The organism is Rhizobium sp. H4 (assembly GCF_003013335.1).
Lineage (GTDB): Bacteria > Pseudomonadota > Alphaproteobacteria > Rhizobiales > Rhizobiaceae > Rhizobium > Rhizobium sophoriradicis.
In genome coordinates this window covers 65,427-76,994 of sequence record NZ_PSOW01000021.1, presented here as the reverse complement: position 1 = coordinate 76,994, position 11,568 = coordinate 65,427, and the positions used below count along the sequence as shown (strand labels likewise).

At 60.7% G+C, this 11,568-nt stretch carries 10 protein-coding genes; 8 read left to right on the top strand and 2 right to left on the bottom strand.

Annotated features, from left to right (window positions below):
- Positions 1-13 precede the first annotated feature (13 nt).
- Genes tssK through C4N04_RS27045 form a run of 8 tightly spaced genes read left to right on the top strand, consistent with a single transcriptional unit; the run spans position 14 to position 10,798 of the window.
- Positions 14-1,348 carry a type VI secretion system baseplate subunit TssK gene (tssK, locus tag C4N04_RS27080; protein ID WP_106797486.1) on the top strand — a complete coding sequence of 445 codons (1,335 nt, stop codon included), beginning with the start codon at positions 14-16 and terminating at the stop codon, positions 1,346-1,348.
- Between the two features lie 4 nt (positions 1,349-1,352).
- Complete coding sequence (gene icmH, locus C4N04_RS27075) at positions 1,353-2,678, top strand: type IVB secretion system protein IcmH/DotU (protein ID WP_077988883.1); 1,326 nt, start codon at positions 1,353-1,355, stop codon at positions 2,676-2,678.
- A 1-nt stretch (position 2,679) separates the two neighbouring features.
- The gene (tssM, locus tag C4N04_RS27070) at positions 2,680-6,207 is read left to right on the top strand and encodes a type VI secretion system membrane subunit TssM (RefSeq protein WP_106797485.1); all 3,528 of its coding nucleotides are present in this window, start codon (positions 2,680-2,682) and stop codon (positions 6,205-6,207) included.
- Positions 6,189-6,737 carry a type VI secretion system-associated protein TagF gene (gene tagF, locus C4N04_RS27065; protein ID WP_106797484.1) on the top strand — a complete coding sequence of 183 codons (549 nt, stop codon included), beginning with the start codon at positions 6,189-6,191 and terminating at the stop codon, positions 6,735-6,737. Before tssM ends, tagF begins: the two co-directional genes overlap by 19 nt.
- Positions 6,734-7,846, top strand: a complete 1,113-nt coding sequence (locus tag C4N04_RS27060; RefSeq protein WP_077988886.1) for a DUF2169 domain-containing protein — start codon at positions 6,734-6,736, stop codon at positions 7,844-7,846. Before tagF ends, C4N04_RS27060 begins: the two co-directional genes overlap by 4 nt.
- On the top strand, positions 7,843-8,886 hold the full coding sequence (locus tag C4N04_RS27055) for a beta-ketoacyl synthase N-terminal-like domain-containing protein (protein WP_096771170.1): 1,044 nt from the start codon (positions 7,843-7,845) through the stop codon (positions 8,884-8,886). Before C4N04_RS27060 ends, C4N04_RS27055 begins: the two co-directional genes overlap by 4 nt.
- Entirely contained in the window at positions 8,886-9,872 is a 987-nt protein-coding gene (locus C4N04_RS27050; RefSeq protein ID WP_064684120.1) for a DUF4150 domain-containing protein, read from the top strand. Before C4N04_RS27055 ends, C4N04_RS27050 begins: the two co-directional genes overlap by 1 nt.
- Complete coding sequence (locus C4N04_RS27045; RefSeq protein ID WP_077988888.1) at positions 9,869-10,798, top strand: hypothetical protein; 930 nt, start codon at positions 9,869-9,871, stop codon at positions 10,796-10,798. The genes C4N04_RS27050 and C4N04_RS27045 overlap by 4 nt, the downstream gene beginning before the upstream one ends.
- Here C4N04_RS27045 and C4N04_RS27040 read toward each other — a convergent pair.
- Both C4N04_RS27040 and C4N04_RS27035 read right to left on the bottom strand, forming a co-directional pair.
- A complete protein-coding gene (locus C4N04_RS27040; protein ID WP_077988889.1) occupies positions 10,789-11,139 on the bottom strand; it encodes a hypothetical protein in 351 nt (116 codons plus the stop codon). The genes C4N04_RS27045 and C4N04_RS27040 overlap by 10 nt on opposite strands.
- Complete coding sequence (locus C4N04_RS27035; protein WP_009983572.1) at positions 11,139-11,564, bottom strand: DUF6484 domain-containing protein; 426 nt, start codon at positions 11,562-11,564, stop codon at positions 11,139-11,141. The genes C4N04_RS27040 and C4N04_RS27035 overlap by 1 nt, the downstream gene beginning before the upstream one ends.
- Positions 11,565-11,568: the final 4 nt, after the last annotated feature.

Here is an 11,568-nt window from a genome sequence, read left to right as displayed (position 1 = left end):
AGGGCGTTCCAGCATGACGGACACGAATAAGGTGCTCTGGTCCGAGGGGCTCTTCCTTCGGACGCAGCATTTTCAGCAGCAAGACCGGTATACCGAGGCCCTGATACGCGGCGCGCTGCAGGCGGGGAGGTTGCAGACCTTCGGCTTTCGATCCCTTACGCTGAACACCGCACAGCTTGAAGCAGGCCGCGTTGCCGTCTTGTCGGCGCGCGGCATTTTTCCGGACGGTACGCCCTTTTCCATTCCCGAGACGATGGATGCGCCGGTTCCATTGACCATCACCCGCGACATGGGTGCGGGGGCGGTGCAGCTTGCCCTGCCGCTGGAACCGCCGGGCGGAGCGAGCTTCGATGCCGCTCATAGCGAGCCGACCGGAGCGCGTTATAAGGGGCAGATCGAACGCGTGCGTGACGCCGTGCATGGGGGCGCCGACCCGGAAGAGATCGAGATCGCCCGCCCCCAAGCCCTGCTCCTGTCGCCGGTGCAGATGACCGGCGGCTATACCTCGATGCCGGTTGCGAAGGTCAACGGGCTGCTGGCCGACGGCAGCGTCGCGATGGGGGAAAACTTTCTGCCGCCAGCCCTGACGACCGGCGCCGTGGCCTTTTACGGCCAGTTGATGCAGGAGGTGATAACCGGACTCGACCGTATCGCCGATGCACATGGCAAAATGGTTCTCGGTGGCGCTGGGCGCAGCGTGGAAAATCTGCTGGTACTCGATCTTGCCAACACGGCACGTCCGCGGCTGGCCCACATGCTTCCCCAAGAGGTTTTTCACCCAGCGGAACTCTTTCTGGAATTGAGCGGGCTTGCGGGGCGAATGGCGACCTACGGGTCCGGCTCCCGGCGGCTGACCGAGCTTCCGACCTATGATCACATGGCGCCGGGACCTGCCTTTGCGGCGCTCGCAGACACATTGCGTTCGCTGCTCCTCAGCCTGCGTTATGTCGAGCCCAAGTCGCGGGCATTGCCGGTGCTCAAACACGCGACCAACGTCTGGAAGGTTCGGGTCGACAATCCCGAATTGCTGACCGCCAGCCGCATTGTCGTGCGGGTCGGATGTGACATGTCCGAGGACGCGCTGCGCAAAATCTTCGTCGATCAGGTGACGGTAGGTGCTGCCGACGAATTCGAGGCGCTGTGGAAGTCACGACTGCCGGGGATCCGCCTGAAGCCGCTTCATTCGCAGCCCCGAGAGATCCCCTATGACGGTGACCGTCTATGCCTGGAACTCGATCAGCGCAGCGAGCATTGGGAATCTCTTCTGCGTTCGCCCGGCTTCGTGATCGGCGTGTCGGGCGTTTTGCCCAGCGAACCGCAGGTCGATTGCTATTCGGTTAACAGGTAGCGCCATGGCAAGTGAGGATCCATTCGGTCTTTCGGGCGATAAGGGTCGTACACGCATCCGCCCGGCGCCCTCGGCGAGCGCAAGACAGGTCCCTGCTGCCGGAACCCTGGCAAGAAGGGCGCGCTCTCATCCAAACAGACTGATCAGTGCTTTTGCCAAATTGCTGGAATTTGCACCGGAACTCGAAAGCGCGTTGCCACCGAGCGATCCAGAAGTGCTGCGAACGAGACTGATGGAAGAGCTTGTTGCGGCCCGCGACGCTGCGGTAGCCTCCGGTTCGGCGCTTGCGCGGGCGGACTCCGCTGCCTGGGCTGTCGCCTCGCTGCTCGACGATCTGGCGCTGAACACGCCCTGGGGTGGAGCAAGCGCATGGCCGCGCCAGCCGCTGGTCGTCATGCTCCGCGGCGATGTCGATGCCGGAGCGCAATTTTTTGCCCGGTTGGAAGAATTGGAACGCCATCCCGGTCGTGATCAGGAATTGCTCGAGCTTTATTATTTCTGCCTGGCGCTTGGTTTTCGCGGCAAGTACCGTGTGCCTGGCCGTGCCGGCGACCGCTCGATCAGCGCCGTTCGCGCCGCCGCGGCTCGGTTTCTGCGTGACGCCGATGCTGAAGCTGCACCGCTCTCGCCCAGATGGGAGGGAGTTGCGGCGGCTGACGAGCCATCCCGTTTTGCCGTGCCGATCTGGGTCCTTGCCGTCGTTGCTGCAGCGCTGTCGACGGCAATTTACATGTTGCTGTCGATGCGGCTCGATACCAAGGCGGAGGAACTCGCAACGCTGGTTCGGGCACTGCCGCCACCTGAGCGGGCGGAAATATACCGCCCCGAGAAGCGGACACCACCGCCGAACGCATCACCCGTGGAGCCCGTTATTTTCCAATTGCTGCCGGAATTTCGCGCCGCAGCGCCCGCCTCCCTGCTGCCGGCACTGAAAGGAAATGAAAACGCCTCGTCGGTCACGCTTCTTTTGCAGTCAAGCACACCGGAGCTCTTCCAGTCCGCTAGACCCGAATTGACGAAGAGCTTTGAACCGCTTGTTGCTTCCATCGCAGCGGTTCTCAAGCAAAATGCGGAGCTGATCGGCGGCATTACCATCACCGGGCATACTGACAATGTCCCGTTGCAAGCGAGCAATCCACTGTCCAATAACCAACGCCTCTCCGAGGCCCGCGCTGCAACGATTGCCTCATTGTTGGCCGCCTCCGGCGTGCCGACCGGACAGCTGAAATCGCAAGGACGCGCGGCGACACAGCCGCTTGCCGGAAATGACAGCCGCGAGGGTCGGGCCGCCAACCGCCGCATCGAAATCCTTATTCAAAAGAGGCTCTGAGATGGCGATCTTCCGGTTCCTCTGGGCTGTTCTCACCTCTCGCTGGCTCTGGACCTTCATCGGCCTCATTTTGCTGTCTCTCATCGTCTGGATCTTCGGCCCTATCGTAAGCGTCGGAGACAGTGCGCCGTTTGCTTCCGAGATCGTGCGACTGGTCATCATCGGCCTTTTGTTCCTCGTGTTCATCATCTGGTGGGTTGCAGCGCGGCGGCGCGCGGTGCGCGCCAACCGCCTCTTCGTTTCCGAGATTGCCCCTCAACCTGAGGCTCCGCCAAGCCCGGCTGAAGAGGGCGTTGCCGCCGTCGGGGCGAAATTCAGGGAGGTCATGGCTGGTCTCAAACGCCAGAAGGTCGGCGGCCGAAAGTTTCTCCGCGAGATGCCATGGTATGTCATCATCGGCCCCCCTGCGACCGGCAAGACAACAGCCCTCCGGCAATCCGGATTGAGCTTCCCGATCGATCTGACCGACGATCTTCACGGCGTTGGCGGCACGCGCAATTGCGATTGGTTCTTTACCGAGGAGGCGGTGCTGATCGATACGGCCGGTCGCTACGTTCAGCAGGAGAGCCAGCCGGAGGTCGATGCAGCGGAATGGCTGGGCTTCCTCGATCTCTTAAAAAAGCACAGGGGCCGTCGTGCGTTGAATGGGGTGATCGTGGCGCTCGGCATCGACACGCTGTCGGAAGACGATGCAGCGATCCGGATGCATGGCAGGCAGATCCGCAAACGCCTGGCCGAGCTTCAGGAACGCATCGGCATCCGCTTGCCCGTCTATCTCATGCTGACGAAAGCGGACCTGATAAAGGGCTTCGAGAGCTTTTTCGGGGCGCTCTCGACGGCCGATCGTGAACAGGTGTGGGGAGTGACCTTCCCGCCAGGCGCCCGCATCGAGGGTACCGAAGTCACAGCGGAAATCTCGGCCTTGGCGGGCGTGCTCGAACGACGTCTCATTCCCCGCCTCGAAGGCGAAGAGAATCTGACCACCCGGGCGGAAATATTTCGGTTCCCAGCCCAGGTAGAAAGCCTTTCAGAACCAGTTCGTGTGCTGATCGAGACCGTCTTCGGCGAAAGCAAATATGCGGAAAGCGCCTGGTTGCGGGGGATCTATCTGACCTCCGCCACTCAGGAAGGGACGGCAATAGACCGGCTGACGGCAGCATTGGCATCATCCTTCGGCCTGCCTGCCCAACCCGCTGCACCGATGTTTAGGGCCGAAAAGCGCAGCTTCTTCCTCAAAGACCTGCTGACGAAGGTCATTTTCAGGGAGGCTGGCCTCGGCACTTTCGATCCGGCGGCAGAGGATCGGCGTATCTGGATCTGGCGCGGTGCCGCCGTGGCAGCAACAGGATTCGTGGTCATCGCCGGCCTGTTATTCACGATATCCTATCGGAAGAACGACGCCGCCCTGGCGGCGCAGGCCGAACAGCTCGAGGCCCTGCAGCTTCCCCTGACGCCGGTTGCGGCACGCCAAGCGCCGGTGGATCCCCTCGACATTGATTTGGCGCTCGAAGCCGCCACGGAAGTGGCGAATGCACGGACAGACCAGCCAGGCGGAATAGCCTCCTTGATAGGTCCTTCCGCTGAAACCGAAATTCTCCAGGCGCAATCGGACGCCTACCACCGCACCCTGCGCAATATATTGGAACCACGCATGGTCGCGCTGCTCGAGGCGACGATGTGGCGGCAGATCCGCGATCCCGAGTTCCAGTTGGGGGCGCTGAAAACCTATCGCATGATGACCGGCCTGTCGCCGATGGACACGGACTTCGCCAAGCAATGGTGGACGGAGAAATTGCCTGAATCGGCGCCCGTGCCACCTTTCAAGACCGAGGTGGCCGCAGATCATCAGCTTGCTGCGATCGACAATATGGCAACGGAACAGGCCTTCGTCGCACCTGACGAAGCGCTGGTAGGCGAAGCGCTCCGTACGATCTGCTCGATCCCGTTGCCGGTTCGCGCCTATAGCGCGCTGCTCTCCGATCCGGAGGTCACGGCGCTGAAGGAATGGATCCCGGCAGATCATGTCGGCCCGAACGGCCTGAAGGTTCTCGCGCGGCGCTCCGACAAGACGCTGAGGGTCGGCATCAGCGGCGCCTTCACCTATGACGGATTCCACAACGTGATCCTGACCCGGCTTGAAGACGTCGCAACGCAGGCCGCGCTGGACCGCTCGGTTTTTGCCGGCGGATGCTCCGAGAGCGCCAGCCCGTCGGTTGCCACACTCTCGCAGGATATCCTCAAGCTCTACTATGACGACTATATCGCCAAGTGGGACAGCTTCATGCGGGACGTCAGGCTTGCACCACTGGCCGACCTGCAGACGGCCAGCGAAAACCTCAAGGATCTCTCCAGCGCCGATTCCTCAATGAAGCGTCTGCTGACCGCGATCGTGCGCGAGACGGAACTGACCCGTGCCGATGACGGCGGGGGCCGGGCTCCTCCGCCAGGAGTATCCAAGCTTTTGTCCAAGCTTGGCAAGATCGGCAAGCTTGCCGCCAAGGGCGTGAAGATAATGCCCAAAGCCGGCTCCACATCGGATGTAGATCTTTCGGGGGCGCTGGTCGCCGAGCATTTCAAACCTATCAAGGCGGCCATTGTCGAGGTCGATGGCCAGCCTCCCGCACTCAATGATGCAGTCGCAGCCTTGACCGCGCTGTCGAACATGCTTCAGACCGTTTCGGCAAGCCCGGATGCGCAGGATGCAATGAAAAGACAGGGCGGCCTGGCGGAGCTGACCGGTGCAGTGGCGAAACAAGCCGTGACCCTTCCCGATCCGCTGGACGACTGGCTGGCCGGACTGGCCGGCAATACCAGCGCGCTGGCAACAGGGGCAGTCACTTCTGAGCTCAACGCCATCTGGCGTGCCGACGTGCTTCCCTTCTGCCAGGCGGCGCTAACCAATCGCTATCCGTTCGTCCCCGACAGCGCAATCGATGTGAATGTCGTTGACTTCCAGCGCGTCTTCGGTCCCGGCGGGCTGATCGACAGCTTTATCAATAATAATCTGGTCAACTACATCGACACGACCAGCCACCCTTGGAAATGGCGCTCCGACATCAAGCTCGATCCCAGGCCTCTGGCGGCGCTGGAGCAGGCGCGGCTGATCCGCGACAGTCTCTTTCCGGGAGGCGCGGGGCCGATCCTGACCTTCACGCTCGAGCCGAAAGATCTTTCGCCGACAGTCAGCCGCGTGACCTTGAATGTCGACGGTCAGAGTCTCTCTTACTTCAACAACCCGACGCGCCCGCAGCCGATGACCTGGCCCGGCAAGGATGGAACCGGCGTGATCACCCTCGCCTTCCAGCCCCTCGACGGTTCGCCGGAAGTGATGGTCAGCGAGACTGGAAGCTGGGCGTTTCTGCGGATGCTGCGCGCCGGTCGGCTGAGCGGGACCAATCTTGCCGAGCTCTTCAAGCTGCGCCTTGCTGCCCAGGGCTACTACGCCGATTTCGAGCTTCGCGCGGCAAGTGTCGCCAACCCCTTTGATTTGAAGATGTTTGCGAGGTTCTCGTGCCCGACGCAGCTTTGATCCTGCCCGGATTCTTTGGAAAGCTGCCGGCTGTGGGCGATTTCGTCACACGCCGCCTGCCGGCCTCCTTCGTCGGGCGGTGGGACCGCTGGATCAGCCGGCATCTGGTTCACCGATTTTCGCAAGGGCCGATGGAGAACGCTCCGGTCCTGCGCTTTCTGCTCGGCGGGGAGACATTCGGCCCGATGACCGGCGTGATCCTGGCCAGCGCTGATCGTGCCGGCCGGCGGTTTCCGCTGACCATCGCCGCGGCGCCCCCACTTGCCGCCATCGAGATTGCAAGCGTTGCCTCAGACTGGTTCGATCGTTTGGAAGCGACAGGAACGTCAGCAAGAGACGATAGGAGGGACGGCGACGCGTTGGCCAACGCCCTTGCGGCACTGCCATTTCCGGCGGCCAAAGCGTGCGACCGGCCGCTCGGAGACATGGTTTTCTGGACATCGGAGCGTAAGATCACGGCGATCGACGCTGCCATGCCCGATGCCGCGCTTGGGCAGTTTTTCCCCGAAGACGAGAGCCATGTCCGATGAGGATCTGGAACCAAACGGGTTACCCCACCGAATTCACGATGGGCATGGATAAAGAGGGCCGGGAATACATCCTTGTCGTCGTCAAGGGAACCTTCGACTTCCCCGATGTCGCGGGCGGAGTCGCGCAGAAATCCCTTGAGCAAGTCCCGCTGGTCATGGCCGACACCTATACCGGCGAACCGGGTTTTTCTGCAACTCTTTGGGAATCCGACTTCGCGTTCCGCAAAACGTTCTGCGACGTTATCGCCAATGGATGCGCCTACGCTCCACAAGGCCGTCCAGCCGACCGCGTCACGGTAGGAATCAAGGTTGGCAACTGGTCAAAGGTTTTCGAGGTCCTCGGACATCGCGAGTGGCGGGCGCTGGGGCCGGCCTTCATTGCTCCCGCCCCGCAACCCTTCCTGCGTCAGCCCTTCTCGTATGATACGGCCTGGGGTGGCATCGACCGGCTCGATCCCGACGAAGAGATGCCCGCAAGTTACAAGCAAAACCCCTTCGGTACCGGTTGGGCGCGCACGAGCAATCAGCGCCTTGTTCCCGGGCTGCCGCTGCCGAACACGCAAGCGGTAGACGAAGAAATCCGCTCGCCGTTCGGAGACTATCGGCCGATGAGTTTCGGCCCATATGGTCGGGGTTGCCCGGGCAGGATCGAGTTCGCGGGGACCTATGACCAGAACTGGATCGACAACATCTTCCCGTTCCTGCCTCCCGATTTCGATGAGCGTTATTTTCAGATGGCGCCAGCCGATCAACAGATATCTCACCCCGAGGGTGGTGAGCAGGTGATACTCATCAACCTCACTCCCGAGGGGAAGACATGGTTTTTGCTGCCCGATACGGCACTGCCAATGACGATCTTTCGCGATAACGAGGTAGTGCTCGACAAGGTCATCCGACCCGACACGCTGCTATTCGACATCGAGAGCAGGCGCCTATCAATGGTCTGGCGAACGGAGGTGCGGATACGGAAAGTCATTACCGAGTTCGAGGAGGCCTGGGTCGGTCGTCCGACAGCGACGATGAGAAGAGCTCGGGAACAAGGCAAGCAATATATCCGGGATGTGGCAACGCAGAAGGAACTGGTCGCTGATGATGAGGTGGGCGCATGACGGCCCGTGCGCTGGACGTCCTTGCCTGCGGGATGGTGACCGCCGTTGGTCTCGATGCGCCTTCGGCCTGTGCTGCCATACGTTCGCGCATTGATGGATTTCAGGAAACCCGATTTCAGTCCGGCCCGGATGAGCCGATCATCGGCGCTCCGATCCCTTTGATCCCCGAAGTTGTGGGCGAGCAGCGTATGGCCTACATGGTTGCTGCCGCGATCCGAGAAAGTCTGGATTCCTTGTCCACCCCGCGTGCAATGGCCGCCCAGCTGGTACTTTGCCTTCCAGAGGAAGGCCGTTCCGGTTCACCGATCGAAGATAGCGTGCGGCTCGTCCGCCGAATTGGCGATCTCCTTGGGAATTCTGCCACCGGGCCCACGCGCGTGATCAGCGAAGGAAGGCCGGCAGGACATGCCGCTTTGCGAACGGCAGCGCGATTGTTGGCCGATTCGGATACAGACCACGTCGTCATCGCCGGTGTGGATAGTTATCTCACGGCTGGAACGGTCACGCACTATCTGGCCGAGAACCGATTGCTGACGCCAGACAACGCCAATGGTTTCATTCCGGGCGAAGCAGCCGGCGCGATCCTCTGCGGCCGGGCGGGACAAGGCAATTTCCGACTCGCCGGGCTAGGTCTCAGTCGAGAACAGGCTTTCATCTACAACGGGCTCGATGCGGACGGGATGCATCTACCATTGCGTGGCGATGGCATGACGGCAGCCTATAGGGAGGCCCTGGCGGAATGCGGGATCGAAATGGCGGGGCTTGGCTATAGGATCGCAGATCTCATCGGTGAGCAATATTGGTTCAGACAATCGGCCCTTGCGTCGATCCGGCTGGTTCGCGGGGCCCACGACTTCCAGGATATCCGGTCTCCCGCCGAATCGCTCGGCAATGTGGGAGCCGCCGTCGTGCCGATCATGGTCGGAATGGCGATGACCGCAGCCGCCAAAGGCTATTCGGGCGGCAGCCCCGTCCTCATCGAGGCATCCAACGACAGCGGTGCCTGCGGTGCTGCCATCTTCTCATTCAGGGTGCAGTGATGGGAAATGTCTTTGCGAACGGATTGGAGATTTCGGGCAAGGACACCGATGGAAAGACCATTGCCGCATTTCCCGACACCTGCTTCACTCCGCCCCAGACGCCCGCTACGCCACCGGGCGTGCCCGTTCCCTATCCGAGCTTCGGCACCTCGAGCGATACCGACAAGGGCACGAGCACGGTCAAAATCGGCGGCCAGACGGTCAACATCAAGAACAAATCCTATCTGTCGAAGACAACTGGCACAGAAGCCGGTTGCGCCCCCAAGAAAAACCTCATCACCTCAAGGAATACAGGCAAGGAGTATTTCCACTCCTGGTCGAATGACGTGAAATTCGATGGCGAGCCGGTCATTCGATTCAGCGATATGGCGACCAATGACCACGCATCGCCACAGGCCGGTACGCCGCCTTGGCTTCATGTGCTCTCGGCAAATGTCGGAGGAATCACGTGCGGCACGCTGCTGCAGAAGATGAACCTACGTCTGCATCCGCACAACAAGAAAAATTGTCCGCAGGGATATCAGTCGGAACACTATGTCGGAAACGAATACTTCCAGCCCGATCGTGCTCATAATACCTCCTACGATCAGTGGAAGGATTACAGCGTGCGCACGGCACCATGTGTCTGCATCCGGTCGATGAAGCACAAGAAGGGCGGCGGGTTCCAGGAAACCGGCAAAGGAAGCCGCAAGGACACTCCCCACGACACGAAGACGAAGGCGGTCAACGACTACAACGCAAAACTGGAAGCTCAGACAGGCAGGTCCCCTAAGTTACGGGGGGCTGTCGCCAAGGGAACGAAGTCGATCTCCGAACAACACAAGGAGTGCAAGAATTCGAGCCCTGCCACGCAAGAGAAGGTCGCGAAATGTCTAACCATGATATTTATGGCCTATATCCAGAGCGTCGTCGGTCCCCCTCCTCCCAAGAAATCAATGGAGGAACTTAATGAGATGCGGACGATGCGTCACAGGACAGTGGCATGACCGGGCGCAAGACAATAGACGATGTGCCTTCACAGGAAGTCTACCTGGAGGCAATGCGCGGCTATCACCTTGGCGGCACGCTTTTTGGCGTGTCGATTGAACTCAGCGATGAATATAGGGAGTGCGGCCGTTCCTATCTGCTGTTAGTGGATTTCACTGGGCGGAGCGCCCGGTTTCATGTTCTCTTGCAGCTGGAAAACCAGATGTTGTCGCACATCAGCGGTTCGCAAGATGATCACGTGTTGCTGGAGGTCGGCGGCCTCACCCATTTCCTGCGCGGCAGTTCGCACACCATCGCACGGGCGCCAGAGCCCTTCTTTCACAAGCTGTTCCGCCTGCCCGATGGAACTCTCTTCACCTACGGCGAGGACGGCTGCGTGTGTCGTTTTGACGGCATTTCGTGGCAGCCGATCCAACCGCTGGTATCGTCATTCCTGAGGGCCATGCATGGGCCGTCGGCCGAGCTCCTTCATGTGGCGGGCAACAATGGTACTCTCCTCCATCTACAAGGGGACCGTTGGCGGCAGGTCCCGCTCGATTTCAACCGCTCAATCGAAGCGATCCATGTCTCGCCCAACGGGACGGTCAGCATCGGCTGCGAAGACGGCATCTGCTTAGAGTACCGAGACAATCTGTTGAAAGAGATCAAGGCGCCCGACAGTGATTTCATGTCGATATGTGACTTCAAGGGGGCGCGGTTTTGGGGCGATAATGACTTCGGGGTTTTCGTCCAAGACAATCACGTCCTGAAAGAGTTCCGGGCCTTGGGCTTTGCCTATGCGATGCAGCCGTCGCCCGATTTGCTCGTCGTCACCGGGTGGAAAGAGATCTTCGTGTTTGACGGAAATTCCTGGTCGGGGTTCGAATTTGGCTACGACGGACAGCTGTATATTCAGGTCATCGACATGAGCAGGCGTTATCTCTGAGCGCTTGCGCCGTTGACGGTCAGATATTCGCGGACCTTGTCCAGGTCCAGTTCCTTCACAGCGATCAATCGTCTGGCGCTCAGCATCCGCACCACAAATAGCTCGCCCGCCTCGGGAAATTCCGCATATCGCTCCTTGGCGATATCCTGCCCTGCCTGCCCCGCCACTCTTAAGCCGTCTAAATGGGCCTCAAGCCGCTCGACCAGCCGAGCAAGCCGCTCCTCATCCATGTCAGGATTTTCGTCCGGGTGAAGCAAATGATAGTCATAGACGGTCCATAAGAACGCCGCCATTTCGGCGTGTTGGCGGACGATCTCGCGAAGGACGGGAGCGGCGGGCATTAGTTGAGGTTCACCGATCCACCACGGACGCGATTGGCTGCGCTAGCGTGGCTCGTCACATAAGTGCCGCGGATGGTGATGTGCCCATCCTTTTCCATGATGATCGTCGCTTTGCCGCAACGAAGCTCGATCCGCTCTCCGGCTGTGATCTGAACACGCTCGCCGTCACGAACGACATTCGGCGTCGGCGCCCCGCGCGCCGGATCGACGATGCGCCCTAGGATCAGCGGCCGAGACGGGTCCCCACCCTCGAAGAGTAACGCTACCTCAGCCCCGACCATGGCAGAAGTGAGCTCTGTCAAGCTTTTCGCACGGAGCGCTGTCTCCACGGGATTGCCGGGAAACACGACCAGTGGCACGCCTGCATCGAAACCCAGCAACAGCCCGATGACCACTCCCTCAATCCGCTCCAGAATGTCGGACATATGA